General features: G+C 72.3%; 25 protein-coding genes. 20 read left to right on the top strand and 5 right to left on the bottom strand.

The window, feature by feature from the left end; all coding sequences use genetic code 11:
- The 4 genes from DFJ69_RS03915 (at position 1) to DFJ69_RS03900 (ending at position 3,069) form a co-directional block, all read left to right on the top strand.
- On the top strand, positions 1-888 hold the full coding sequence (locus DFJ69_RS03915) for a GDSL-type esterase/lipase family protein (RefSeq protein ID WP_245973988.1): 888 nt from the start codon (positions 1-3) through the stop codon (positions 886-888).
- A 12-nt stretch (positions 889-900) separates the two neighbouring features.
- A complete protein-coding gene (locus tag DFJ69_RS03910; protein ID WP_116021214.1) occupies positions 901-1,854 on the top strand; it encodes an alpha/beta fold hydrolase in 954 nt (317 codons plus the stop codon).
- Between the two features lie 43 nt (positions 1,855-1,897).
- Positions 1,898-2,596 (top strand): helix-turn-helix transcriptional regulator, encoded by a 699-nt coding sequence (locus DFJ69_RS03905; RefSeq protein ID WP_116021213.1) that lies wholly within the window; start codon positions 1,898-1,900, stop codon positions 2,594-2,596.
- A gap of 104 nt (positions 2,597-2,700) precedes the next feature.
- The gene (locus tag DFJ69_RS03900) at positions 2,701-3,069 is read left to right on the top strand and encodes a VOC family protein (protein WP_116021212.1); all 369 of its coding nucleotides are present in this window, start codon (positions 2,701-2,703) and stop codon (positions 3,067-3,069) included.
- Positions 3,070-3,372: 303 nt separating this feature from the next.
- Here DFJ69_RS03900 and aceE read toward each other — a convergent pair whose 3' ends face one another.
- Entirely contained in the window at positions 3,373-6,156 is a 2,784-nt protein-coding gene (aceE, locus tag DFJ69_RS03895) for a pyruvate dehydrogenase (acetyl-transferring), homodimeric type (RefSeq protein WP_116021211.1), read from the bottom strand.
- A 278-nt stretch (positions 6,157-6,434) separates the two neighbouring features.
- Here aceE and DFJ69_RS03890 point away from each other — a divergent pair, with 278 nt between their 5' ends.
- The 10 genes from DFJ69_RS03890 (at position 6,435) to DFJ69_RS03845 (ending at position 14,535) form a co-directional block, all read left to right on the top strand.
- Positions 6,435-6,647: a DUF1918 domain-containing protein gene (locus DFJ69_RS03890; RefSeq protein ID WP_116026376.1), complete on the top strand. Its 213-nt coding sequence runs from the start codon at positions 6,435-6,437 to the stop codon at positions 6,645-6,647.
- Positions 6,648-6,717: 70 nt separating this feature from the next.
- On the top strand, positions 6,718-7,137 hold the full coding sequence (locus DFJ69_RS03885) for a YjbQ family protein (protein ID WP_116021210.1): 420 nt from the start codon (positions 6,718-6,720) through the stop codon (positions 7,135-7,137).
- 201 nt (positions 7,138-7,338) lie between these two features.
- A complete protein-coding gene (locus DFJ69_RS03880) occupies positions 7,339-7,767 on the top strand; it encodes a DUF3052 domain-containing protein (protein ID WP_116021209.1) in 429 nt (142 codons plus the stop codon).
- A 238-nt stretch (positions 7,768-8,005) separates the two neighbouring features.
- Positions 8,006-8,461: a peroxiredoxin gene (locus tag DFJ69_RS03875; RefSeq protein ID WP_116021208.1), complete on the top strand. Its 456-nt coding sequence runs from the start codon at positions 8,006-8,008 to the stop codon at positions 8,459-8,461.
- 47 nt (positions 8,462-8,508) lie between these two features.
- Positions 8,509-8,853 carry a hypothetical protein gene (locus tag DFJ69_RS03870; protein ID WP_116026375.1) on the top strand — a complete coding sequence of 115 codons (345 nt, stop codon included), beginning with the start codon at positions 8,509-8,511 and terminating at the stop codon, positions 8,851-8,853.
- An 84-nt stretch (positions 8,854-8,937) separates the two neighbouring features.
- Complete coding sequence (locus tag DFJ69_RS03865) at positions 8,938-10,026, top strand: hypothetical protein (RefSeq protein WP_116021207.1); 1,089 nt, start codon at positions 8,938-8,940, stop codon at positions 10,024-10,026.
- 24 nt (positions 10,027-10,050) lie between these two features.
- The gene (locus tag DFJ69_RS03860; RefSeq protein WP_116021206.1) at positions 10,051-11,205 is read left to right on the top strand and encodes a toxic anion resistance protein; all 1,155 of its coding nucleotides are present in this window, start codon (positions 10,051-10,053) and stop codon (positions 11,203-11,205) included.
- A complete protein-coding gene (locus tag DFJ69_RS03855; RefSeq protein ID WP_245973987.1) occupies positions 11,202-12,794 on the top strand; it encodes a vWA domain-containing protein in 1,593 nt (530 codons plus the stop codon). The genes DFJ69_RS03860 and DFJ69_RS03855 overlap by 4 nt, the downstream gene beginning before the upstream one ends.
- The gene (locus tag DFJ69_RS03850) at positions 12,781-13,398 is read left to right on the top strand and encodes a hypothetical protein (protein ID WP_116021205.1); all 618 of its coding nucleotides are present in this window, start codon (positions 12,781-12,783) and stop codon (positions 13,396-13,398) included. Before DFJ69_RS03855 ends, DFJ69_RS03850 begins: the two co-directional genes overlap by 14 nt.
- A gap of 63 nt (positions 13,399-13,461) precedes the next feature.
- Positions 13,462-14,535, top strand: a complete 1,074-nt coding sequence (locus DFJ69_RS03845; RefSeq protein ID WP_116021204.1) for a potassium channel family protein — start codon at positions 13,462-13,464, stop codon at positions 14,533-14,535.
- Positions 14,536-14,731: 196 nt separating this feature from the next.
- Here DFJ69_RS03845 and DFJ69_RS03840 read toward each other — a convergent pair whose 3' ends face one another.
- Entirely contained in the window at positions 14,732-15,661 is a 930-nt protein-coding gene (locus tag DFJ69_RS03840) for a phosphoribulokinase (RefSeq protein ID WP_116026373.1), read from the bottom strand.
- Positions 15,662-15,865: 204 nt separating this feature from the next.
- Between DFJ69_RS03840 and DFJ69_RS03835 the strand changes: the two genes are divergently transcribed.
- A complete protein-coding gene (locus DFJ69_RS03835) occupies positions 15,866-16,522 on the top strand; it encodes a response regulator (RefSeq protein ID WP_211328502.1) in 657 nt (218 codons plus the stop codon).
- Positions 16,519-17,634: a GAF domain-containing sensor histidine kinase gene (locus DFJ69_RS03830; protein ID WP_116021202.1), complete on the top strand. Its 1,116-nt coding sequence runs from the start codon at positions 16,519-16,521 to the stop codon at positions 17,632-17,634. Before DFJ69_RS03835 ends, DFJ69_RS03830 begins: the two co-directional genes overlap by 4 nt.
- A 16-nt stretch (positions 17,635-17,650) precedes the next feature.
- Here the strand turns inward: DFJ69_RS03830 and DFJ69_RS03825 are convergent, their stop codons facing one another.
- From DFJ69_RS03825 to DFJ69_RS03815, 3 genes are all read right to left on the bottom strand, one after another.
- Positions 17,651-18,238, bottom strand: coding sequence for a phospholipid scramblase-related protein (locus DFJ69_RS03825; protein ID WP_116021201.1), 588 nt, complete (start codon positions 18,236-18,238; stop codon positions 17,651-17,653).
- Positions 18,239-18,256: 18 nt separating this feature from the next.
- Positions 18,257-19,435: a saccharopine dehydrogenase family protein gene (locus DFJ69_RS03820; RefSeq protein WP_116021200.1), complete on the bottom strand. Its 1,179-nt coding sequence runs from the start codon at positions 19,433-19,435 to the stop codon at positions 18,257-18,259.
- A gap of 67 nt (positions 19,436-19,502) precedes the next feature.
- Positions 19,503-20,375: a LysR substrate-binding domain-containing protein gene (locus DFJ69_RS03815; RefSeq protein WP_116021199.1), complete on the bottom strand. Its 873-nt coding sequence runs from the start codon at positions 20,373-20,375 to the stop codon at positions 19,503-19,505.
- Positions 20,376-20,496: 121 nt separating this feature from the next.
- On the opposite strand from DFJ69_RS03815, the gene DFJ69_RS03810 reads away from it, so the two are divergent.
- The 4 genes from DFJ69_RS03810 to DFJ69_RS03795 all read left to right on the top strand — a co-directional run bounded on the left by DFJ69_RS03810 (position 20,497) and on the right by DFJ69_RS03795 (position 24,615).
- Positions 20,497-21,945, top strand: coding sequence for a form I ribulose bisphosphate carboxylase large subunit (locus DFJ69_RS03810; RefSeq protein ID WP_116021198.1), 1,449 nt, complete (start codon positions 20,497-20,499; stop codon positions 21,943-21,945).
- Positions 21,945-22,367 (top strand): ribulose bisphosphate carboxylase small subunit, encoded by a 423-nt coding sequence (locus DFJ69_RS03805; RefSeq protein WP_116021197.1) that lies wholly within the window; start codon positions 21,945-21,947, stop codon positions 22,365-22,367. The genes DFJ69_RS03810 and DFJ69_RS03805 overlap by 1 nt, the downstream gene beginning before the upstream one ends.
- Before the next feature lie 205 nt (positions 22,368-22,572).
- Positions 22,573-23,538 (top strand): CbbX protein, encoded by a 966-nt coding sequence (cbbX, locus tag DFJ69_RS03800; RefSeq protein ID WP_211328501.1) that lies wholly within the window; start codon positions 22,573-22,575, stop codon positions 23,536-23,538.
- 33 nt (positions 23,539-23,571) lie between these two features.
- A complete protein-coding gene (locus tag DFJ69_RS03795; protein WP_116021196.1) occupies positions 23,572-24,615 on the top strand; it encodes a glycosyltransferase family 4 protein in 1,044 nt (347 codons plus the stop codon).
- Positions 24,616-24,667: the final 52 nt, after the last annotated feature.

Raw genomic sequence — 24,667 nt, 5'->3', positions numbered from 1 at the left:
GTGAGCCTTCGCCCCCATCGTCCCGCGTGTCTCGGCGTCGCCGCCGTGCTCACCTTCTCCCTGGCGTCGGGGGCCTCCCTCGCGTCCGGGGCCGACGCCGCCGCCCGCGCCGACAAGGTGCCCGTCCCCGATCGGATGGCCGCGCTCGGCGACTCCATCACCCGGGGCTTCCACTCCTGCGGTCTGCTCGCCGACTGCCCCAGCCGCTCGTGGTCCACCGGTCACGGCAACAGGGTCAGGGGCCACCACAGTCGGCTGCTGGCCCGCAACAGCGCGCTGCAGTCCTACAACGACGCCGCCACCGGGGCCGAGGTCGTCGCCCTGAACGGACAGGCCCGGCAGGCCGTCACCCAGCGCGCCGAGTACGTCACCGTCCTGATCGGCGCCAACGACGCCTGCGCCGCCACCGAGTCGGCCATGACCTCCGTCGCCGACTTCGAGACCCGGTTCCGCCGCGCCATGAAGACCCTGCGCGGCGGGCTCCCCAACGCCCGGATCTTCGTGGCCAGCGTCCCCGACCTGCGCCGGCTCTGGGCGGCGGGCAAGGGCAGCCTCGCCGCCCGCAGCGCCTGGTCGACGTTCAAGATCTGTCAGTCCATGCTGGCGCGGCCCACGTCCACGAGCGCCGCCGACACGGCCCGGCGCAAGCGGGTGCGGCAGCGCGTCATCGAGTACAACACCGTCCTGGCGAAGATCTGCGCGGAGAACCCGCGCTGCCGCTTCGACGGCAACGCCGTGTTCGCGCACCCGTTCACGTTGGCGCAGATCAGCAAGTGGGACTACTTCCACCCCAACACCGCCGGGCAGAACGAGCTGGCCCGCGTCACCTACGCGCTGAGCTACTGGCCCGCCGCCGTGACGGTTCCCCGGGCGGCCCACGCCCGCTAGCGTCCGTGTGCCATGACGGCCATCACGCATCGCCACGTCGACGTCAACGGTCTCAGCATGCACGTGGCGGAGGCGGGCACCGGCCCGCTCGTGCTGCTGCTGCACGGGTTTCCCGAGTGCTGGTACTCCTGGCGGCACCAACTGGTCGCCTTGGCCGAGGCCGGGTACCACGCCGTCGCCCCCGACCAGCGCGGCTACGCCCGGACGGGAGGGCCCGACCGGGTCGAGGACTACACGATCCTGCACCTGGTCGGCGACACGGTCGCGCTGATCACCGCCCTGGGGGAGGAGCGGGCCGTCGTCGTCGGGCACGACTGGGGCGCCCCGGTCGCCTGGCACACCGCCCAGCTCCGCCCCGACGTGGTCCGGGGCGTCGCGGGTCTGTCGGTGCCGCACTGGCCGCGGTCCTCGCGGCCCCCGATCCCGCAGTTGCGCAAGGCGTTGGGCGACGGCTTCTACATGGTCGTCTTCCAGGAGCCGGAGGTGCCCGAGGCCGAGCTGGAGCGGGACCCGCCGGACACGTTCCGTCGCCTGCTCTACGCGGGCTCCGGCGACGCGCCGCCCCTGGTGCCCATCGTGCCCGAGGGCGGCGGCTTCCTGGACGTGTGCGCCGAGCCCGACGCGCTGCCCGGCTGGCTGACCGAGGACGACATCGCCGTCTTCGCCGCCGAGTACGCGCCGACCGGCTTCACCGGCCCCCTCAACTGGTACCGGAACCTGGACCGCAACTGGGAGCTCACCGCCGCCTGGCACCGGGCCCCCATCACCCCGCCCGCCCTGTTCATCGGCGGCGACCGGGACATGGTGCTCGCCGCCCCCGGAGCGCGGGAGCGGCTGCCCCGCATGCGCGACCTGGTCACCGACCTGCGCGACATCGTTCTGCTGCCGGGCTGCGGCCACTGGACCCAGCAGGAACGCCCCGAGGAGGTCGACGAGGCGTTGATCGGCTTCCTGCGCTCCCTCTGAACGGCCGGCGAAAATGTCGGTGGCGTCCTCTAGGGTCCGGGGCGTGAATCGCACGGACCGGTTGTACGCCCTCGTCGAGGATCTGCGCGCCAGCGCCCCGCGGCTCCGCACCGCCCGGGAGCTGGCCGGGCGCTACGAGGTGAGCGTGCGGACGATCGAGCGCGACATCGCGGCGCTGCAGCAGGCCGGGGTGCCGATCTACGCCGACGTCGGCCGCCGGGGCGGCTACACCCTCGACAAGGCGATGACGCTGCCGCCGCTCAACTTCACGCCCACCGAGGCGGTCGCGGTCGCCGCCGCGCTGGGGCGGCTGGAGAGCACCCCGTTCGCCGAGGCCAGCCGGTCCGCCCTCGCCAAGATCGTCGGCGCCATGCCGGAACGCGACGCCGCCGCGGCCCGCGAACTCGCCGATCGGGTCCGTCTGCTCCGCCGCGTCGACGAGGAGCCCGCCCGCATCTCCCCGCTGCTCGAGCAGGCCATCGTCGCCCGCCGCGTCGTCCGCATCCGGTACGAGGACCGCGACGGCGCCGCCACCGAACGCGAGGTCGAGCCCATCGCCGCCATGGCCGGCAGCCACTGCTGGTACCTCGTCGCCTGGTGCCGCCTGCGCGAGGACACCCGCTTCTTCCGCGTCGACCGCATCCAGCACGTCGCCCTCACCGGGCTGCCCGCCCCGCACCGCCCCGGAGACGACTCCCGGTACTGCCATCCCGGCTACGTGATGCTGCGCCCCGCCCTCTGATCCGGCGCCGTTCGAAACGCCGTCGAAAACACCGACAGGGGGTTGTCGCCGGGCGGCGAGAGGGTCGGAGCGTCGAGACGATCCAGCGGCGCGAAGGAGCGGGCATGTACAACACGGTGGCGTGGTTCCAGGTCGGGACGAACGAGCCCGGCGAGGCCAGGCGGTTCTACGGCCGGCTGTTCGGATGGACCTTCGAGGCCGACCCGGACGGCGAGGGCCGCTATGACCTGATCACCTACCCCGGTGCGGACGGTCCGAGCGGCGGCGTCCACCACACCGACGACCGGACGTCAAACCACGCGATCTTCTCCGTGGTGGTCGAGGACGTGGCGGCGGTCTGCGCGGAGACCGAGTCGGCGGGCGGCAAGGTGATGACCCCGCCCGTCACCTTCGGGAACGGGCTGGTGTTCGCCGACCTGCTCGACCCGGCGGGCAACCACTTCGGGGTCTTCTCCCCGCCGCCGGCCCCCTGACCGGCGTGCTCACGGCCCCGGTGCGGGCGGGGTCTTGGGCGGCGTACGCGATCGGCGCGGCCAACTGGGCGGGGGTCGTGCAGGCGGCGTCGGGCCGGCGCCTCGGCCCGCGCCGGGCGTCCCGGGAAGCCACGGGCACGGGCCGCCGATATTGGGCCATCGCCTGATTCATGGCGGCGGCCCGTGGGTGCGGTCTTTAGGGTTCGGCCGTGTGCGGACGCCCCACCCGGACAACGTTCACCGGGGCGGGCCCCCGGCGGTGATCACGCACCATGACGTGATCACCGCCGAGAAGGGGACGGCTCAGGCCTCGCCGCCGGTGCTGGACTCGGCGGTCTGGCCGGTGCCCGCGAAGACCTCGTCGATCGGCCGGTCCAGCCGGTACTTCTCGATGGCCTGGCGCAGCACCTCGGGCTTGACCTCGCCCTGCCGCACCAGCCGGGTCAGCACGGCCAGGGTGATCGAGGCCGCGTCCACGTGGAAGTACCGCCGGGTGGCCGCGCGGGTGTCGGAGAGCCCGAAGCCGTCGGTGCCCAGGGACGTGAAGTCCTGCGGCACCCAGCCGGCGATCTGGTCGGGGACGGCCCGCATGAAGTCGGACACGCCCACGATCGGGCCGGCGGCCCCCTCCAGCGTCCGGGTGACGTACGGGACGCGCTGCTCCCGCTCGGGGTGCAGCATGTTCCACTCGTCGCAGTCGAGGGCCTCGCGGCGCAGCTCGGTCCACGAGGTCGCCGACCAGACGTCGGCCGCGACCCCCCAGTCCTCGGCGAGCTGCTTCTGCGCCTGCAGCGCCCACCGCATCGCGACCCCCGAGGCGAGGATCTGGGCGCGCGGCCGCTCGCCGTTCTCATTCGCGGGCGCGTCGGCGTACCTGTACAGGCCCTTGAGCAGCCCCTCGGTGTCGAGCCCCTCGGGCACGGCGGGCTGCACGTACGGCTCGTTGTAGATGGTGAGGTAGTAGTGGATGTCCTCGCCGTGCGGGTGCTCCGGCGACGACCCGTACATCCGTCGCAGGGCGTCCTGGACGATCACCGCGAGCTCGAACGCCCAGGCCGGGTCGTAGTAGACCGTCGAGGGGTTCGTCGAGGCCAGCAGCGGCGAGTGCCCGTCGGCGTGCTGCAGGCCCTCACCGGTCAGCGTGGTGCGCCCCGCGGTGGCGCCGAGCAGGAAGCCCCGACCCATCTGGTCGCCCAGCGCCCAGATGGAGTCGCCGGTGCGCTGGAACCCGAACATCGAGTAGAAGATGTAGATCGGGATCATGTGCTCGCCGTGCGTGGCGTACGCGGTGGCCGCGGCGATCATCGAGCCCATCGCGCCGGCCTCGCTGATGCCCTCGTGCAGCAGTTGGCCCTGCTCGGACTCCTTGTACGACAGCAGCAGCCGCCGGTCCACCGCGTCGTAGGTCTGCCCGTGCGGCGAGTAGATCTTGGCGGTGGGGAACAGCGAGTCCATGCCGAAGGTCCGGAACTCGTCCGGCGCGATGGGCACGAACCGGGCGCCGATGTTCTGGTCCTTGATCAGGTCCTTCAGGAGCCGGACGAAGGCCATGGTGGTGGCCACGCTCTGCTTGCCGGAGCCCTTCTTCAGCTCGTCGTAGACCGTGTCGCCCGGCAGCGTGAGCTGTTTGGCCCGCACCACCCGGCGGGGCAGGTAGCCGCCGAGGGCGGCGCGCCGCTCCCGCATGTACTCGATCTCCTCGGAGTCCTCTCCGGGGTGGTAGTACGGCGGCAGGTCGCCCTCCAGCGCCGAGTCCGGGATGTCGAGGTAGAGACGGTCCCGGAACTCCTTGAGCTCGGCCTTGGTGAGCTTCTTCATCTGGTGGGTGGCGTTGCGGGCCTCGAAGTCGGTGCCGAGCGTCCAGCCCTTGATGGTGTGGGTGAGGATCACCGTGGGCTGGCCGGTGTGCTCGCGGGCGGACTTGAACGCCGCGTACAGCTTGCGGTAGTCGTGCCCGCCCCGCGACAGCTTGCGGATCTCGTCGTCGGACAGGTGCGCGACGATCTTGCGCAGCCGGGGGTCGTCGCCGAAGAAGTGCTCGCGGATGTACTCCCCGGACTCGACCGTGTAGGTCTGGAACTGTCCGTCCGGGGTGGTGTTCATCTTGTTGACCAGCACGCCGTCGACGTCCTGGGCCAGCAGCGGATCCCAGTCCCGGCCCCAGATGACCTTGATCACGTTCCAGCCGGCGCCCCGGAAGAACGACTCCAGCTCCTGGATGATCTTGCCGTTGCCGCGGACCGGGCCGTCCAACTGCTGGAGGTTGCAGTTGACCACGAAGGTCAGGTTGTCCAGCTCCTCGCGGGCGGCCAGCCCGATGGCGCCCAGCGACTCCGGCTCGCCCATCTCGCCGTCGCCGAGGAACGCCCAGACGTGCGAGCGCGAGGTGTCCTTGATCTTGCGGTTGTACAGGTAGCGGTTGAACCGGGCCTGGTAGATCGAGTTGATCGCGGTCAGGCCCATGGAGACGGTCGGGAACTCCCAGAACTCCGGCATCAGCCGCGGGTGCGGATAGGACGACAGCCCGCCGCCCGGATGGGAGATCTCCTGCCGGAACCCGTCGAGGTGCTCCTGGGTGAGCCGCCCCTCCAGGAAGGCGCGGGCGTAGATGCCCGGCGCGGCGTGGCCCTGGATGAAGACCTGGTCGCCGGACTCGCCGTGCTCCTTGCCGCGGAAGAAGTGGTTGAAGCCCACCTCGTACAGGGAGGCGGCCGACGCGTAGGTGGCGATGTGGCCGCCGACGCCCAGCTCGGGCCGGTTGCCGCGGGACACCATGACCGCCGCGTTCCAGCGGATGTAGGCGCGGATCCGGCGCTCGACGTGCTCGTCGCCGGGGAACCACGGCTCCCGCTCCGGCGGGATCGTGTTGATGTAGTCGGTGCTGCGCAGGCCGGGCACGCCGACCCTTTGTTCACGGGCGCGTTCCAAAAGTCGCAGCATGAGATAACGCGCGCGTGTCGGGCCCTCGGTCTTGAGGACCGTGTCGAGCGATTCCAGCCACTCACGGGTCTCGTCAGGATTGACGTCCGGGAGCTGGCTCGGCAGCCCGTCGCTGATGATCGAAAAGCGTTGGCGTCCGGAAGCCACGGGGTCCCCTCTGTGCTCACCGTTACGGTCGCGGGCGCCGGCCGACGGTCGTCGGTGGTCGCCGCCCACAGACCATGGTCGTCTGTTATGACGGCTAACGCATCTCTACTGGACGGTAACTATTTTCGCCGGTCAGGGCGGTGACCTGCGGCCACCCCGGGGAATGGTGACGACCACGGACCGGCGTCGCGCCCCGCCCGCGCCGCGGGCGAGGGCGCGGCGACCACGAGCACTCCGGACGAGGCGGCGCGACCGGCCGCGGGAAGGCGAGTGATGTGATGCAGGCCAAGAAGGGCGACCGGCTGCACGTGCACGGCAACACCGTGGGCGAGCCGGATCACAGCGGCGAGATCATCGAGGTACGGGGGGCCGGCGGCGGCCCGCCGTACGTGGTGCGGTTCGACGACGGGCACACGGGCCTGGTCTTCCCCGGCCCGGACGCCGTCGTGGAGACGCGCCGCGCGCGGCAACCCCACCCCCAGAGAGGCTGACGGATCGGTGCCGGGAGAGGGCGCCACGGCCCTCTCCCGGGCGACCGGGAGGACCGGGTAGACAGGCCCCATGAAGAGCGAAGTGATCAGAGTGGCCACGGGTGGCCACGAGACGGTCCACGACATCACCCCCGACTGCTCCCGGTTCGCCGCCGAGGCGAGCCGGGAATCCGGGGGCGACGGGCTGCTGCACGTCTTCGTGCCGCACGCCACCGCGGGCGTCGCGCTGATCGAGCTGGGCGCGGGCAGCGACGACGACCTGCTGGCCGCGCTCGGCGACCTGCTCCCGGCCGACGACCGCTGGCGGCACCGGCACGGCTCCCGTGGTCACGGACGGTCGCACGTGATGCCCGCCCTGGTCCCGCCGTACGCCACGGTCCCGGTGCTCGGCGGACGGCTGGCGCTGGGCACCTGGCAGTCGGTGGCCCTGGTGGACCTGAACGTCGACAACCCGGACCGGCAGGTGCGGCTGTCCTTTCTGCCCGGCTGACCACCGGTCGGTCCCCCCGGCCGGAGGGACGGAGCGCCACGGGCTCTTTGTTACGCTCGGTGGAAAGACCAGCACCCGGACCATCACGATCATGTGGACCGGCCGCCAAAGCACCCAAGACACTTGCGCTGGGGGCCAACACTTGTGTGAACTGTCCCGCAACGCCACACCGAGTGGCCCATCGACATGGGGAGGACGTTCGTGAGCGCGACCGCGGGTCAGGCGCAGTCTGAGCGCAGCCTGGCCGAACGGCTCGGCTTCAAGGCGAGCCAGGTGGTGCAGGAGATCGGTTACGACGACGACTGCGACGAGGAGCTGCGCAGCTCCATCGAGGCGGTCACCGGAAGCGAACTGGTCGACGAGGACTATGAGGACGTCGTCGACGTCGTGGTGCTGTGGTGGCGCGACGAGGACGGCGACCTGGTCGACGGACTGGTCGACGCCCGCACCTCGTTGGCCGACGGCGGTCACATCTGGCTGCTGACGCCCAAGGCCGGGCGGGACGGGCACGTGGAGCCCAGCGAGATCGGGGAGTCCGCGCCCACCGCCGGACTCTCCCAGACCAGCAGCATGAGCGCCGCGCAGGAGTGGTCCGGCACCCGCCTGGTCGCACCGAAGGTCCGCAAGTAGGGTCACGCCGAGCCGAGAGCCGCCGCCGGCCCCCGGACCTCCCTACACCGCCGGGGACGTTCGGGGCCGCCCGGGCCGTCCCACGCCGTTCGGGCCGCTCGGGGCGATCCCCCATGGCCTGTGCCGGTCACGCCGCATCGGCGGCCCGATGGCACACTGGAGCGGTGGCGGGCCGGGCCCGCGGGTGCGGCCCTCCGCGGACGGGGGCCGAGGGCCGGCCGAATCTGCGGGAGCTGTCATGGCGGTTGAGGTGGGCGATGTCGCCCCGGACTTCGAGCTGGCGGACCAGCACGGCGTCCCGTTCCGGCTGTCCGGGCTGCGGGGCGCGCATCACGTGCTCCTGGTGTTCTATCCGCTGGCGTTCAGCGGGGTCTGCGCCGGTGAGCTGCGGGCGCTCCGCGACGGGCTGACGTCGTTGGGCCCGGACACCAGGGTGGCCGCCGTGTCGGTGGACTCCATGTTCGCCCTGCGCGCCTGGGCCGACCGGGACGGCTTCTCCTTCCCCCTGCTGTCGGACTTCTGGCCGCACGGCGAGGTCGCCCGGGCCTACGGGGTGTTCGACGACGACCGGGGGACGGCCGCGCGCGGCACCTTCGTCATCGATCGGGAGGGCGTCGTCCGCTGGAAGGTCGTGAACGCGATCTCCGAGCCGCGCGCCATGGACGAGTACCGCAAGGCGCTCGCCACGCTGTGATCACCGCGTGGTCGGGCGCGGCCCGGCCCGATTCCGTGGGAGGCGTGATGCCCTGCTTCCGTTGCGGGGCGCGGCAGACCGACCCGGTCCGCGGCGTCAGTCCCTGGCGACGCGGGGTGCGGGACGACCGGCAGGTGCTGGTCTGCCCGGCCTGTCAGTGCGCGCACGACTGGACCGCCGACCTCGACGACTGCGCCGGCTGCGGGTCCACCGCCCTGATCTGTCGGCTCGGCGAGGTGGAGTGCCGCGACTGCGGGCACGTGCGGGAGGCCCGACCCGGCGACGGCCAGGGCGGACGGCTCGCCTGCGCGCCCCGCGCCGACGCCCCCGGCCTCGCCGAGGAGGTCGAGGCGGCGCTGCACCGCGTGCTGCGGCGGGGCCCCGCGGGCTGAGGGACGTTGGGCGCTTCGCGTTCACGCGCCGGACATCCCGCCGACCGCTGACGGTCCGTCGCCGCGGGCAGTCTGGCGGCGCCGATGAAAAGGGTCATATCGATAGTGCTGGCCGCCGGGCTGGCGGTCGGGGTCGCGGTCGCGATCCTGATCGGCAACGGCTCCGAGCAGGCCTCTGAGCAACCGACCGTACGCGGGGTCATCGGTTCGGAGAAGCAGGCCTTCTTCGCCGATCCGGCCGTGCGCGCCGCCTTCGCGAAGCACGGGCTGAACGTGCAGGTCGACCCCGCCGGGTCGCGGCAGATCGCCACCTCGGTCGATCTGGCACGCTACGACTTCGCCTTCCCGGGCAGTTCGCCCGCCGCCGACAAGATCCAGCAGCGGCGTCGGATCACCACCCGGTACTCCCCGTTCTCCACGCCGATGGCCATCGCCACCTTCGAGCCGATCGCCGCCCTGTTGCGCGACGCCGGCGTGGTGAAGAAGGCCCCCGACGGCACCTCGACGTTCGACGTCGCCGCCTACCTCGAGCTGGCCGAGCGCAAGGTCAGGTGGGATCAGCTCAAGGGCAACACCGCCTACCCCGTCCGCAAGGACGTGCTGGTGTCCACCACCGACCCGCGCAGCTCCAACTCGGCGGCGATGTACCTGTCGATCACGAGCTTCGTCGCCAACGGCAGCGCCGTGGTCGGCGACGCGAGGTCGCGGGCGCGGGTGCTGCCGCTGGTGGGACGGCTGTTCCACGACCAGGGCTACACCGAGAACACCAGCGAGGGCCCGTTCGAGGACTACCTGTCGGTGGGCATGGGTCAGGTGCCGCTGGTGTGCGTGTACGAGGCGCAATTCGTGGGCCGTGCCGTCCAAGGCCAGATCAGGCCGGGCATGGTGCTGACGTACCCGGTGCCCACCGTGATCTCGCGGCACGGCCTCGTCCCGCTGCGGCCCGCCGGGGACCGCGTGGGCAGGCTGTTGACGTCCGACCCGGAGCTGCAGCGGCTGGCGGCCCGGCACGGGTTCCGCACCGCCGACGCCGCGCGGTTCGCGAAGGTGACGGCCGAACACCGGGTCCCCGTCGCGACGAATCTGATCGACGTCGTCGACACCCCCTCCTACGACGCGCTGGAGAGCCTGCTGGCGGCGGTCGAGCGGGGCTACGGCGCCGGTCCCTCCTGAGCCCTCCCGACCCTTGGAGCACCCATGAGCGGGGACGACCTGGTCCTCACCCCTCCCGAGCCGGTGGCGCCGATCGCCCCGGAACGGGCGGCCACGATCATCCCGATCGACGACACGGCCCGTACCGAGCTGGACGAGCGGGCCGCGGCGTACGTCGACGGCCTGGTGGCGGTGGACCCGCGTTCGCCCGAGTTCCTGACCAAGGTGAACGAGATCGCCTCGCTGGGGGACGGCGAGATCCGCGCCTCCGCCCGTTCGGCGAACCGGATGCTGGACCGCACGGTCGCGTCCATCGGGCGCGGTGACGCGGGCGGGGGACGGCGGGTCGCCGAGGGCCTGGTGGAGCTGCGCCGGACGGTCGAGGACCTGGACCCCAAGGACGTCGGGCGACCGACGGGCCGAAGGCTGCTGTCGCGGCTGCCGTTCGGGAACGCGCTGCGCGACCTGGTGTCCCGCTACCAGTCGGCGAGCACCCACCTCGACAAGATCGTCATGTCGCTGCGGTCCGGGCAGGACGAGCTGCGCCGCGACAACGCCGCGATCCACAACGAGCGCGCCGCGCTCTGGGAGACGATGGGCCGCCTCCAGGAGTACGCGCTGCTCATCCAGGCCCTCGACGAGGAGCTGGAGCGCCGGGTCGACGCCGAGCCGGACCCGGCGCGGGCCGACACGCTGCGCGCGGACGTGCTGTTCCCCGTCCGCCAGACGCACCAGGACCTGCTGACGCAGCTCGCGGTGTGCGCCCAGGGCTACCTCGCGCTGGACGCCGTCCGCCGCAACAACGACGAGCTGATCAAGGGCGTGGACCGGGCGGCGTCCACCACGGTGTCGGCGCTGCGCATCGCGGTCACGATCGCCGCCGCGCTGACCCACCAGAAGCAGGTGATCGAGCAGGTGAACGCGCTGCGCGGCACGACGGAGGACCTCCTCGCCGCCAACGCCGAGATGCTGGCCGGCCAGGGCGCGGAGATCCAGCGGATCGCGGCCGAGCCCGCGGTGGGGGTGGAGACGCTGCGGCGCTCGTTCGAGCAGATCTACCAGGCGATCGACGCGGTCGACACGTTCAAGGCGCGGGCCGCCGACTCCATGAAGGCGACGGTGGACGCGCTGGGCGCCGAGCTGGGGAGGGCGAGCGCCTACCTGGAGCGGGCCCACGACCGCGACGGGGGGCGCTCGTGATCCGCCGTGCCGTCGCGCTGGTCGCCGCGCTGACGCTGGCCGTGTCCGGCTGCGGAGGCGGCGACGACCCCGACGAGGACGAGGGCTTCACAAGGGGCGAGCTGCGGGTGCTGGCCGGCAGCGAACTCGCCGACCTCAAGCCCATCCTCGAGCAGGCCGAGAAGGACATCGGCGTCAAGGTGCGGATGTCGCACGTCGGGACCCTCGACGGCGTTCAGCAGATCGTGGGCGGGAAGGCCGACGGGCGGTACGAGGCCGTCTGGTTCTCCTCCAACCGCTACCTGTCGCTGCACCGGGAGGCGCAGAGCAGGCTGCGCACCGCCACCACCACGATGATCTCCCCGGTGGTGCTCGGCGTCCGCACCTCGGCGGCGCGGCGGCTCGGCTGGGACCGGCGTCCGCCGACCTGGGCGGAGATCGCCGACGCCGCCGCCGCCAGGCGGTTCACCTACGGGATGACGAGCCCGGCGGCGTCCAACTCGGGGTTCTCGGCGCTGGTCGCGGTGGCCTCCGCGCTGTCGGGCGAGGGCGGCGCCCTGGACGGGCCGAGCGTCGACGCCACCGCGCCGAAGCTGAAGGGGTTCTTCGCCGGGCAGACGCTCACGGCGGGCTCGTCCGGCTGGCTGTCGGACGCGTACCTGCGGCGGCAGGGCGAGGTCGACGGGCTGATCAACTACGAGTCCGTGCTGCGCTCGCTGAACGCGCCGGGCCGGCTCCGCGAGCCGCTCACCCTCGTGTATCCGAGGGACGGGGTGGTGACGGCCGACTATCCGCTCACCCTGCTGGCCTCGGCGCCCGCCGACGCGCAGGAGAGCCACCGGCGGTTGGGCGAGTACCTGCGGCGGCCCGATGTCCAGCGGCGGATCATGACCGAGGTGCATCGGCGTCCGGTCAACCCGCAGGTGCGCGCCGACGGGTTCGCGGCCATCCCGCCCGAGCTGCCGTTCCCGGCCCGGCTCGACGCGGTGGTCGCGCTGCTGGGGGCGTACTACGACAAGATCCGCCGGCCGTCCCGGACGCTGTACGTGATCGACACGTCCGGGTCGATGGCGGGCGAACGGATCGAGGCGCTGCGCTCCGCGCTGGTCGCGTTGACCGGCGGGTCGGGCGCGTCCGCGCGGTACGAGCGGTTCCTCAACCGTGAGGAGGTCACGCTGATCCCGTTCGGGAGCGCGCCGCGGGAGCCGAGGTTCCACACCGTGCCGGCGACGGCGCCGGAGGGCGAGCTGGCGAGGATCCGGTCGTTCGCCCAGGGGCTCGACGCCTCCGGCGGCACGGCGATCTACGACAGCCTGACCCGGGCGTACCAGGTCGCCGACGAGCAGATCGGCCGTGACCCGGACCGGTTCACCTCGATCGTCCTGATGTCGGACGGCGAGAACTCCGACGGCATGGACTTCGGTGACTTCCGGGATCGGTTCGGTGATCTGCCGGAGCGGGTGCGGGGGGTCCCGGTGTTCGCCGTCCTGTTCGGCGAGGCCGCCACCGGCGAGATGAACGACCTGGGGAAGCTGACCGGTGGGCGGACCTTCGACGCGCGCTCCCAGTCGCTGGACGTGGTGTTCAGGGAGATCCGTGGCTATCAGTGACCGGCTCGGCCGCTACGTCGGGTCGACCAAGAACCTGGTCGGCTCGGCGTGCGGGCTGGTCGGGCTCGGCCTGTACTTCACCGGCGCGGCGGGCGCGTACTGGCCGCTGGTCATCGGCGGACTGTACGCGGCCGGGGCGCTGGCCGCGCCGCCGGAAAAGGTGACCCTGGTCATTGCGGACCCGACGGAGGACACCGGGCGGCTGCGCGAGGAGCTGGACGCGCTCGTGGAACGGGTCGCCGCGCACGCGGGCCGGATGCCCCCGCCGGCCATGGTGCGGCTCAAGGAGATCCGGGACACGCTCGTCCATCTCATGGACCGGCCCGATCTGCCGGCCGCCGACCCCGACGCGCGCTACGAGCTGACCCGGGCGGTCCGGTCGGACCTGCCGGCGGGGTTCGAGACGTACCTCAACCTGCCGGGCTGGTTCGCCTCGGGCCGGGGCTCGGCGGCACGCCGGACGGCCTCCGACGAGCTCGTCACCCAGCTCGACCTCATCGCCGAACACGTCTCCGAGCTGGCGCACCGGCTGCTCGAAGGGGACGCCCAGAAGATGCGCGACCAGACCACCTACCTTCGCGATCGGTCCCGCAAAGATCCCTGAGGTTGACATCGCGGCAGGTCATGCGGCAGATTGCCGCGCACGCCGAGGAAGATCCGGCGGGAGGTGACCATCGTGCCCGCGTTGATGCTCAGGGTGCTGCAGTCGCTGGGGGCCACCGCCTGGCGGGTCCCGGCGATCGTGATGACGGCCGCGCTGGTGCTGGGCTGGACCCTGATCCGACTGTTCGAGCCCGCCGACGCCGAGATCCGGGATCCGCTCAACTACCTCTGGTACTTCTTCGTCAGCGGCACCACCACCGGCTACGGGGACCTGTTCCCGGTGAGCGCGGGCGGCCGGATCGGCGGCGTGCTGATCGTCGGCGCGGGGCTCAGCGCGGGGCTGATGCTGTTCGCGGAGCTGACACTCTGGATGGCGAGGGGCAGGACGTTGAAGGCCAACGGCATGGCGCGGCTGCACCACGAGGACCACGTGGTGGTGATCGGCTATGAGCGGGAGATGGTCCGGCACGTCATCGCCCAGCTCCGACCCGACCCCAAGTACCGGCGCACCCCGGTGGTGGCGGTGTTCTGGGAGGGCGAGCTGGCCGGGGAGAACCCCGATCCGGCCGAGTACGACGTCGTCCGCTACGACGAGACGGGGCTGGAACGGGCCGGCGTGGACCGGGCGCGCACGGTCTTCGTCCACGGGCGCACCGACGACGAGACGATCCGGGTGATGCTGGCGGTCACCGCCCGCAGCCGCGAGAGCGGTCGGGACGGCGTCCACTTCGTCGCGGGCCTCCGCGACAGCCACCGGCCGGAGCTGCGCGAGGCGCTGCGGCTGATCGACCCGGACATCGAGACGGTCGACCTCGACGACTACACGGTGGTCGCCGACGTCATCCGCAATCCGGGTGTCGCGGCGGTGTACTCCAACATGGCCAGCACGCTGGACTCCGACGGCTCGCTGTTCCGGGTGGACATCCCCGAGGACGCGGGGGAGTGGACCCGGATGGACGTGGCGGTGTTCCTCCTGCGGCAGGGCTGCACCCTGTTGGCGGTGGGGGAGTCGCACCGGCCCAACGCCCGGTTCCGGCTGCTCGGCGAGCCCGACGAACGGGTCGCCGGCGGCCAGTCCCTGGCGGTGGTGGCACGGGAGCGCCCCGAGCCGCCGTGGCACCGACTGACACTGACGTGAGGGGAGGTCGGGAGGACGCCGGCGGGTCCAGCGAGAAACGCCGGCGTCCTCCCGACACCGCGGAGCCGCGCGGCCGGAGCGGAGCTCCGGGCCTCCCCGCGTCGGCTCGCGGTGGCCGGCCGCCCAGAAGGAGCTGTCCCAGGGGCACCAGGCGGCCCGGCCGGCTCGGGGTGGGATGCGATCTGCACCGCGTGGGTCAGGCGGCCTGAGCGCGGTTGGCCTCCAGCAGGTGGTAGAGCAGGATCAGTTGGGTGATCGCCAAGGGGTCGCTGCCCGCGCCGTCGGCGAGCCTGCCGAGCGCGTCGGGCAGCTCCGCGGGGGTGTCGAGGCGTTCCCAGATGGTCTTCTTGACGACCTGGCTCTCCTCCGGCGACACGTACCCGTGGACGTGCAGGGCGTCGACCGGACGGCCGTCGGTGTCGCGGTGGAGCTTGAGGTGCATCGCGCGGTGCTCGGCGTCGTCGAGGACGCCGCGCAGCTCGGGGTGGTCGATGGTGGGCCGCAGCAGCAGTTCGGCCGACAGCGGCGTCTCCGGCGGGTCGGTGCGCTCGGCGACCGGGGCGAAGCGGACCACGATGTCGGCCCAGCGGCGCTGCGGCCGGATGTAGGCGGCGCTCTCCGGCTCCCGGCGGTCCAGCTCGGCGCGCACCTGTTCGGGTGCGTAGCCGCGCTTGTTGGTGTCCCGGTCGATCTTCCACTGGTGGCGCAGCGACTCGGGCGGGTCGAGGTAGACCGTGATGTCGAAGCAGGCCCGGGCCAGCCGGGTGTGCAGCGGCAGCAGGCCCTCGACGATCACGAAGTCGCGGGGCTCGACCAGTTCCGGCCGCACCAGCTCGCCGGTGGAGTGGTCGTACACCGGCTTGAGGATCGGCTCGCCCATCGACAGCAACTGCAGGTGCTGCTCCATGATGTCGATGTGGTTGCAGTCCGGGTGCAGCGCCGTGAAGGGCTTGTCCTTGCGTTCCCGGCGGTCATAGCGGTGGTAGTCGTCCACGCACACCGCGGTCATCCGGTCTTCCCCCAGGCACTGCACGAGCCCCCTGGTCAGTGTCGTCTTGCCCGCCGCGCTGTCCCCCGCGATGGCGAGCATGACGGGACGCCGGCCTGAGCCGCGCGCCCGGAGCATATGCACGATCCGATGGGGCACCTGATGTCCTCCGTCCGCACCGTTGTCCTGACGGAACATGACGGTATGGGGAGGTTTCTCACCAGTCCTCACCCTTCTAGGTGAGGCGAGGGGTGAATCGCCGGCCCGCGCCCCCGCAGAAACCCGCACAACCCGTGCAACGCGGCGCTACTGGCGAGTAGGTTCGGTTGTTATGTTGCTCTGATGGGCCCCCCTGTGCGCGTCGTCCTCGTCGACGACCACGAGATGATCCTCGCCGGACTCCAGGCGATGCTGGCCGGGTTCGCCGGCCGGGTGCGCGTCGTGGGCCAGGCGGGCACGTCCCGCGAGGCCGTTCGACTGGTCACCGCGCTGCGGCCCGACGTGGTGCTGCTGGACGTCCGGCTCGGTCCGGAGAGCGGCCTGGACCTGTGCCGGGACCTGACCGCCCGCTCGCCCGCCACCCGCGTCGTGTTCCTGTCGGTCTACGACGACGAGCAGTACGTCTTCGAGGCGCTGCGGGCGGGCGCGGGCGGCTATCTGCTCAAACGGGTCGACGGGCTGGAGCTCGTCCGGCGGCTGGAGGAGGTCTCCCAGGGCGAGACCGTGGTCGACCCCACGCTGGCGGGTCGGATGGCGGCCAGCGCGGCGCGGCTCAACCGGGGCGAGTTCTGGCCGGGCGCCAACCGCGGCCTCACCCAGCGGGAGAGCGAGGTGCTGTCCCTGCTGGTCGCCGGGCTCTCCAACCGGGCCATGGCGTCCCGGCTGGTGCTCAGCGAGGAGACGGTCAAGAGCCATCTGCGCGCGCTGTACCGCAAGCTGGAGGTCACCGACCGGTCGGCCGCCATCGCCGTCGCGCTGCGCGAGGGCCTGTTCCGATGACCCCGTTGGAGCTGCTGGCCGGGCGCGGTCCGGACCTGCTGGTCCGGATCGTCACCGTGGCGTGCTCGGACCGGGTGCTGCCGGACATGGCCGTGGAACTGGCCGGGCTGGTGGTCCGCTCGGCCACCGACCTGCCGTTCTGCGACGTGTACGTGCTCGACGAGGAGGAGCGGGTGCTGGAGTGCCCCGGCCGCGAGCCCGTCCCCCTCGGCGAGGGCGACGTGGGTTGGGTCGCCGCGCACGGCAGGCCCCGCCCGCACCCGGACGGCCGGGGCGCGGCGCTGCCGGTGCGCGCCGGGCACGCCACGCTCGCGGTCATCGACACGAGGTCGGCGGGCCCGTGCCGCGAAGAGGACCTGGAGCTGGTCACCGCGCTCGCCGCGCTGTTCTCCCCGGTGCTGCACTCGTGCCGGCGGCTGCGCAACGCCCAGGAGCGCGAGCACTCCGCCGAGCGGTTCGCCGAGCGCGCCGTCGAGGTGCAGGAGGCCGAGCGCGCCCGGCTGGTGCGCGACATCCACGACGGTGTCGCGCAGCGGCTGGCCAGCCTGGGCTTCCACCTGTCGGCCTGCGACCAGGCCCTGTCCCACGGCGCGTCCCGGGAGGCGCACGACCAGTTGATGCTGGCGCGGGAGCTGAGCGAGCTGGCGGCGGCCGAGACCCGGGCGGCCATCGGGGGCCTGCGCCCGCCGGTGCTGGACGATCTGGGCCTGTCGGCGGCGCTGGCCACGCTCGCCCGCGAGGCCGGATCGCGGCAGCCTGCGCTGGACGTCACCGTCACCGTGTCCGGGGAGCTGGAGGACGAGCTGCCCGACCACGTCCAGACGGCGCTGTACCGCATCGCCCAGGAGGCGGTGGGCAACGGCCTCAAGCACGCCAAGGCGTCCGTCGTGCACCTGCTGTTGGAGCACGAACGCGACCGGGTCCGGCTGCGGGTGTCCGACGACGGCGTGGGGTTCTCGATCCAGGACGTGTTCGCCCCCGGCCGCCGTCCCGACTCCTACGGGCTGCGGGGCATGTCCGAGCGCGCCGAGCTGTTGGGCGGCCGCGTCCACGTCTCCAGCCGGCCGGGCGGCGGCACCGTGATCGAGGCCGTCGTGCCGCTGCGGCGCTGAGGTCGCGACCGCCCGCTCAGCCGATCGGCCAGTCCTTGGACTCGAAGAAGATCAGGTCCAGCGCCACCGCCGCCACGGGCACCAGGACGCGCAGCGGGTCGGCCAGCGGACGGGCGATCTCCACCCGGTACCGGTCGGCGGTCGTCAGCACCTCCTTGGCCACGCCGGTCCACTTCTTCTCGATCTGCGCGACCGGGACGCCGTGGACGTCGGTCACCGCGTACCGGCGGCCGACCTTCGCGGCGGTGACCTCGCCGACCCGATGACCGCCGGGGCCGTGCAGGGCGCGCGAGTGGTAGTTGGGACCGGAGCCGTCGAACGTGCCGACCAGGGCGCCGTCCGGGCGCAGCACCGTGGCCCCGCCCTCGGCCCGCGCCGTGATCGTCAACAGCGGCTCGCCCCCCGCGCCGGTCATCTGCACCGTGCGCTGCGAGGCATCGCCGAACGCCGCGCGCGTCACCTGGCGCCGCAGCGACACCCCCTGCTCGGCGGCCCGCGCCAGCACCGCCCCGCCGCCGTCGAGGATCGTGTACGCGGCCTTGGCGGCGGGCAGCCGGACGGGCTGCTCGACCCAGAGCAGCGGAGAGCCGAAGAGATCGTTCACGACACCCGAATATGCCGGCTACCGGACGCGGAAGGTGATGCCGACCCTGATCAGTCGGTCGATGAGGGCGTCGCCCATCGCCACGGCGGGTGTCACCTGGCCGGAGGTCTTCGGCAGGTCGTCGTGGGCCAGGCACAGCGCGGACTCGGCCAGCATCTTGGCGGTGTCGCCGTACCCGGGGTCCCCGCCCGCGACCTCGGTGACGACCTGCTCGCCCGCGTGGACGCCGCCGGTCACCCGTCCCACGAACGTGACGCTGAACCAGTGCCCGGCGCGCTGCTCGGCGGTCGGGCCCTCGCCGGGCGCGCGCAGCCGCGCGAGCAGGGAACGGCCCGGCGGGAACTGTGCCAGGGCCACGGCGGCGCCCGTGCCGGCGGCCATGGCGACCGCACTGGCCAGGCGCCTGACCGCGACGTAGTGGCCGTAGGAGAAGTCGGGCCCGTAGCGGTCGAGGGCGGCGGCCGAACGGGTCACGATCTGCGGGTCGATGGTCGGCATCGGAAGGGTCCAGCCGCCGGCGAGCCTCGTGCGGGGGACGGGGGCGCGCGAGATCCGGACGCGGCGGCCCGCCGGGCGCGGCTCGACCCGGCGGCGTTCCACCTCGGCGCGCACCATGCCGGGCAGGTCGGTGAAGACCCCGAGGGCCGACTCCAGCGTCCCGCCGGAGAAGTCGCCGTTCGCCCGGACGAAGCCCTCCACGTGCATCGGCGCGCCCTCGGGGAGCCGCTGGACGGTGAAGTAGACGCCCAGGTCGTGCGGGATGGAGTCGAACCCGCAGGCGTGCACGATCCGCGCCCCGGTGCGCGCCGCCTCGTCGTGGTACCGCACGTACATCCGGTCCACGAAGGTCGGCTCGCCGGTCAGGTCGACGTAGTCGGTGCCCGCGCGGGCGCACGCCGCCACGAGCGGCTCGCCGTACTTCAGGTACGGGCCGACGGTGGAGATGACGACCCGGGCGGACTCGGCCACGGCCCGGATCGAGTCCGCGTCCTCGGCGTCGGCGTGCAGGAGCGGCAGGTCGGCGCAGGCGGGGTTGAGCCCGGTCAGCCGTTCGCGGACGGCCTCCAACCGGGCCATGCTGCGCCCGGCCAGCGCCCATCGCGTCCCGGGCGGGGCGTGTTCGGCGAGGTGGTCGGCGGTCAGGCCGCCGGTGAAGCCGGTCGCGCCGAACAGAACGAGGTCGTGGGTGCGGTCCATCGGACGCCCTTCCGGGTACGGGGTCGGGATCTCGGTGAGGAGTGCCGAACCCGATTCTGCCGTCTTCTCACACCGCGCGCGCCGCCGGACGCCACCCCGGGGCCTCCAGGAGATGGTCAATGAACAGTCGGGTGGTCGCGGTGGGGGCGACGCCCGCGACCGCGTGCCAGGGCCGGTGCAGCGGCATCCCCGGCGCGTCGACCACCACCAGCCGCCCGTCGGCCAGCTCGGGACCCACAGCGTCGCGGGAGACCAGCGCCGCGCCGAGCCCCGCCGCCGCGCCGGCGATCACCGCGCCGTTGGAGCCCAGCACGAGCTGCGGCGGGTCGGCGTCGCGCTCGGCCAGGTACGCCTCGGCGGTGCGGCGCGTGCCCGAACCCGGCTCCCGCATGACCCACGGCGTCGTCCGCAGGTCGAACACCACCTCGGGGGCGGTCACCACGACGAGGTCGTTCGAACGCGTCGCCAGCACGGCGGCGGTCACCCCGTCGGGCGGGCGCCCGCCGAGCACCAGGTCGACCTCATGGTCGGCCAGCCACCGCCACACCTGCCGGCTCGGCCCCACCTCCAAGGTCAGCTCCACCCCCGGTCGGCGCGCCCGGAAGCCCGCCAGCAGTCCGGGCAGCACCTGGTCGGCGGCGGTCGTCACGGCGGCCAGCCGCAGCGCCCCGCGCTCCGGGTCGGCCTCGCCGCGCGCCGCCGCCCGGCCCTGCTCCAGCAGCCCCAGCACCTGCCGCGCGTACCCCGCGTACACCTCGCCCGCCGGGGTCAGCCGGACGCCCCGACCGACCCGTTCGATCACCGGCACGCCCAGGTCGCGCGCCAGCGCGGCGACGGCCGCCGAGACCGCCGACTCGGTGACGAACAGCCGGGCGGCGGCGGCGCGCACCGAGCCGGTCTCGGCCAGCGCCGTGAACGTGCGCAGACGTCCCTCGGTCATTCCCCTCCCTTGAGCGATGGGTTGATCGTTGGCCCGGAACACTTGATGGACAAGGCAAGTATCGTCGCGCCAGTCTGGTCGCGTCCAGGTCGGAACGGCACAAACGGCACAGGAGCGGGCGATGACGGGCAACGGAAGTACGGGCGGCCGCTGGTCGGCGGGCGTGATCCCGTACGCGGAGATGGGCTACTGGCGACCGGACTATGTGCCCAAGGACAGCGACATCCTGGCGGCCTTCCGGATCACGCCGCAGCAGGGCGTGCCGCCGGAGGAGGCCGGCGCGGCGGTGGCCGGGGAGTCCTCCACCGCCACCTGGACCGTCGTCTGGACCGACCGCCTCACCAGCTACGAGAACTACCAGGCCAAGTGCTACAAGGTCGAGCCGGTCCCGGGCAAGGAGGGCGAGTTCATCGCCTACATCGCCTACGACCTCGACCTGTTCGAGGAGGGGTCGATCGCCAACCTGACCTCCTCCATCATCGGCAACGTCTTCGGCTTCAAGGCCCTCAAGGCCCTGCGGCTGGAGGACATGCGGATCCCCACGCACTACGTCAAGACGTTCCAGGGGCCCGCGCACGGCATCATCATGGAGCGCGAGTACCTCAACAAGTACGGCCGTCCGCTGCTCGGCGCGACCGTCAAGCCCAAGCTGGGCCTCAGCGCCCGCAACTACGGGCGCGTCGTCTACGAGGCCCTGCGCGGCGGCCTCGACTTCACCAAGGACGACGAGAACATCAACTCCCAGCCCTTCATGCGCTGGCGCGACCGCTTCCTCTACTGCATGGAGGGCGTCAACAAGGCGCAGGCCGCCAGCGGTGAGATCAAGGGCCACTACCTCAACGTCACCGCCGGGACGATGGAGGACATGTACGAGCGCGCCGAGTTCGCCAAGGACCTCGGCAGCGTCATCATCATGATCGACCTGACCATCGGCTACACCGCCATCCAGTCGATGGCCAAGTGGGCCCGCGCCAACGGCCTGATCCTGCACCTGCACCGCGCCGGGCACTCCACCTACACGCGGCAGAAGACCCACGGCGTCAGCTTCCGGGTCATCGCCAAGTGGATGCGGCTGGCCGGGGTCGACCACATCCACGCCGGGACCGTCGTCGGCAAGCTGGAGGGCGACCCCAACACCGTCGCCGGCTTCTACGACACCCTGCGGATGGACAAGATCGCCGCCGACCCGGTCAAGGGCCTGTACTTCGACCAGGACTGGGCCTCCATGCCCGGCGTCATGCCGGTCGCCTCCGGCGGCATCCACGCCGGCCAGATGCACCAGCTCCTGCACTACCTGGACGAGGACGTGGTGCTGCAGTTCGGCGGCGGCACCATCGGCCACCCGATGGGCATCGCGGCCGGCGCCGCCGCCAACCGGGTCGCGCTGGAGGCGATGATCAAGGCGCGCAACGAGGGCCGCGACTTCCTCAAGGAGGGCCCCGACATCCTGCGCAACGCCGCCAAGCACAGCCGCGAGCTGGACGTCGCCCTGTCCACCTGGGGCGACATCACCTTCACCTACGAATCCACCGACACCCCTGACGTCGTCGAGACCCCGGTGAGCATCTGATGCGAATCACTCAAGGCACCTTCTCGTACCTGCCCGACCTGACCGACGAGGAGATCGCCGCGCAGGTCGCCTACGCCCTGGATCAGGGCTGGCCCTGCTCGGTGGAGTTCACCGACGACCCGCACCCGCGCAACTCCTACTGGGAGATGTGGGGCCTGCCGATGTTCGACCTCAAGGACCCGGCGGGCGTCGTCCACGAGATCAACGAGTGCCGCAAGACGTACCCGCGGCACTACATCCGGCTGAACGCCTACGACGCGAGCTACGGCCGCCAGACCACGGCGCTGTCGTTCATCGTCAACCGCCCGCCGAGCGAGCCGGGCTTCCGCATCGACCGGCAGGAGACCAGCGACCGCCGCGTCCGCGTCTCCCTGCACGCTTACGCGACCGACCGCCCCGAGGGCGACCGCTACGCGGATTGACGGCCTGCTCATGGTCGCGCCTCCGGCGCGACGGCGAGCGGGCCTGTGACGCGCGGTCTTCCCTCGTCGTTTTCAAGATCGCTCGTTCCTCGCGATCTTGAAAGCTTCCTCAGTCCAGACCACGCGGGCCCGCTCACGGGGCCCACGGGGCGACAGCTCCGTGGGCCCTCGGGCGGGTCCGTCCTGAAAGTGAAGGTTCGGAGACGTGACGGAACGGATGGGTTTCGGAATGAGGGGCGGGGCCAACGGCACCGCCGAGCCGGAGGAGGCCCCCGCCGCGGTGGAGACGCTGCCGCCCGGGGCGCTCATCGACCTGGCCAGGGAACGGTCCGACTCGCAGGTGGACGAGGTGCTGGACGCGCTCGACACCGAGCTCGTCGGGCTCGCGCCCGTCAAGACCCGGATCCGGGAGATCGCCGCGCTGCTGCTCGTGGACCGTGCCCGTGCCCGGTTCGGCATCGACTCCGGACGGCCCAACCTGCACATGTGCTTCACCGGCAGCCCCGGCACCGGCAAGACCACCGTCGCGGTGCGGCTGGCCGAGCTGCTGCACCGCCTCGGCTACATCCGCAAGGGCCACCTGGTGTCGGTCACCCGGGACGACCTGGTCGGGCAGTACGTGGGCCACACCGCGCCCAAGACCAAGGAGGTCCTCAAGCGGGCGATGGGCGGGGTGCTGTTCATCGACGAGGCGTACTACCTGTACCGGGCCGAGAACGAGCGCGACTACGGGCAGGAGGCCATCGAGATCCTGCTCCAGGTCATGGAGAACCAGCGCGACGACCTGGTGGTGGTGCTCGCCGGCTACAAGGACCGGATGGACTCGTTCTTCTCCTCCAACCCCGGCATGAGCTCGCGGATCGCCCACCACATCGACTTCCCGGACTACACCGCCGGTGAGCTGGAGGCGATCGGGCACCTGATGCTGACCCGCGAGGGCTACGCGCTGGCCCCCGAGACGGAGCCGATCTTCCGCGACTACCTGGAGCGACGCCGGGACCGGCCGCGCTTCGCCAACGCCCGCTCGGTGCGCAACGCCATCGAACGGGCCCGGCTGCGGCACGCCAACCGGCTGATCGCCGAGGGCGGCGAGGTCGGTCGCGCGGAGCTCACCGTGCTGCGCCCGGACGACTTCCTCGCCAGCCGTGTCTTCACGGAGAACTCCGGATGAACCGGGACGAACCCGGGGTGGCATGATGACCCCATGCGGATCGCGATGGTGGCGCCGCCGTGGTATGAGATCCCGCCCCCCGCCTACGGCGGCACCGAGGCCGTGGTCGCCCGGCTCATCGAGGGCCTGCAGGCCCGCGGCCACGAGGTGATGCTGGTCGCCGCGGGCCGCAACGGCACCGGGGCGGAGTTCGCCCAGACCTATCCCGAGCCGCAGCACCCCTGCCTCGGGCAGGTGGAGATCGAGGTGGCGCACGCCGTCGGCGCCGCCGGGCACATCGACGGGTTCGAACCCGACGTGGTGCACGACCACACGCTGGTCGGCCCGCTCACCGCGCCGGTCCGGCGGGCGCCGACGCTGGTCACCGCGCATCTGGCGCCCGTCGGCGAGGCCGCCCTCTGCTACCGGTTCATCGGCGGGATGGCCGGGCTCGTCTCGGTGTCCCACGCCCAGCAGCGGGTGACCTCGGGCATCCGGTGGGCCGGCACGGCGCACAACGCGGTCGATCCCGCGCAGTTCCCCTTCCGCGAACGCAAGGGCGACCACGTGGCCTTCCTCGGGCGGATGAGCGCCGACAAGGGCGTGCACACCGCCATCGCCGCGGCCCGCGCGGCCGGCCATCCCATCAAGATCGCCGGTCGCTGCACCCGGCCCGAAGAGATCGAGTACTTCGAGCGCGAGATCGAGCCGCTGCTCGGACCCGACGCCGAGTACCTGGGCGAGCCCGACACCGCCGCCAAGGTCGAACTGCTGGCCGGGGCGCGCTGCCTGCTGTTCCCCGTGCACTGGGAGGAGCCGTTCGGCATGGTGCTCATCGAGGCGATGGCCTGCGGGACGCCCGTGGTGGCGCTGCGCCGCGCGGCGGTCGCCGAGATCGTCGAGCCCGGGGTCAGCGGCCTGGTCTGCGACACCGAGGAGGAGCTGCCGGCCGCCATCCGGGAGGTCGGCCGCCTCGACCCCCGCGACTGCCGGCGTCGGGTGAGCGACCACTTCGACGTGGGGACCATGGCCGCCGTCTACGAGCGCCACTACCTGCGGCTCGTCCGAGAACGTTCGCTGAGCGACACCTCCCGGTGAGGGAAGTTTTGCCCACGGTAATCCCCATCCGCCCGCCGCACCGCCGTCGCAC

Source organism: Thermomonospora umbrina (assembly GCF_003386555.1).
Taxonomy (GTDB): Bacteria; Actinomycetota; Actinomycetes; order Streptosporangiales; family Streptosporangiaceae; genus Thermomonospora; species Thermomonospora umbrina.
The sequence above is the reverse complement of the archived record's forward strand: the minus strand, read 5'-3'. Positions and strand labels throughout refer to the sequence as shown.

What these genes read in the sequence shown, in the direction of transcription:
- DFJ69_RS03910 (WP_116021214.1), top strand. Translation starts at nt 901, where the DNA reads ATGACGGCCATCACGCATCGCCACGTCGACGTCAACGGTCTCAGCATG.
- DFJ69_RS03900 (WP_116021212.1), top strand. Translation starts at nt 2,701, where the DNA reads ATGTACAACACGGTGGCGTGGTTCCAGGTCGGGACGAACGAGCCCGGC.
- DFJ69_RS03890 (WP_116026376.1), top strand. Translation starts at nt 6,435, where the DNA reads ATGCAGGCCAAGAAGGGCGACCGGCTGCACGTGCACGGCAACACCGTG.
- DFJ69_RS03885 (WP_116021210.1), top strand. Translation starts at nt 6,718, where the DNA reads ATGAAGAGCGAAGTGATCAGAGTGGCCACGGGTGGCCACGAGACGGTC.
- DFJ69_RS03875 (WP_116021208.1), top strand. Translation starts at nt 8,006, where the DNA reads ATGGCGGTTGAGGTGGGCGATGTCGCCCCGGACTTCGAGCTGGCGGAC.
- DFJ69_RS03870 (WP_116026375.1), top strand. Translation starts at nt 8,509, where the DNA reads ATGCCCTGCTTCCGTTGCGGGGCGCGGCAGACCGACCCGGTCCGCGGC.
- DFJ69_RS03865 (WP_116021207.1), top strand. Translation starts at nt 8,938, where the DNA reads ATGAAAAGGGTCATATCGATAGTGCTGGCCGCCGGGCTGGCGGTCGGG.
- DFJ69_RS03860 (WP_116021206.1), top strand. Translation starts at nt 10,051, where the DNA reads ATGAGCGGGGACGACCTGGTCCTCACCCCTCCCGAGCCGGTGGCGCCG.
- DFJ69_RS03840 (WP_116026373.1), bottom strand. Translation starts at nt 15,661, where the DNA reads ATGCTCCGGGCGCGCGGCTCAGGCCGGCGTCCCGTCATGCTCGCCATC.
- DFJ69_RS03835 (WP_211328502.1), top strand. Translation starts at nt 15,866, where the DNA reads ATGGGCCCCCCTGTGCGCGTCGTCCTCGTCGACGACCACGAGATGATC.
- DFJ69_RS03830 (WP_116021202.1), top strand. Translation starts at nt 16,519, where the DNA reads ATGACCCCGTTGGAGCTGCTGGCCGGGCGCGGTCCGGACCTGCTGGTC.
- DFJ69_RS03820 (WP_116021200.1), bottom strand. Translation starts at nt 19,435, where the DNA reads ATGGACCGCACCCACGACCTCGTTCTGTTCGGCGCGACCGGCTTCACC.
- DFJ69_RS03815 (WP_116021199.1), bottom strand. Translation starts at nt 20,375, where the DNA reads ATGACCGAGGGACGTCTGCGCACGTTCACGGCGCTGGCCGAGACCGGC.
- DFJ69_RS03810 (WP_116021198.1), top strand. Translation starts at nt 20,497, where the DNA reads ATGACGGGCAACGGAAGTACGGGCGGCCGCTGGTCGGCGGGCGTGATC.
- DFJ69_RS03805 (WP_116021197.1), top strand. Translation starts at nt 21,945, where the DNA reads ATGCGAATCACTCAAGGCACCTTCTCGTACCTGCCCGACCTGACCGAC.
- DFJ69_RS03795 (WP_116021196.1), top strand. Translation starts at nt 23,572, where the DNA reads ATGCGGATCGCGATGGTGGCGCCGCCGTGGTATGAGATCCCGCCCCCC.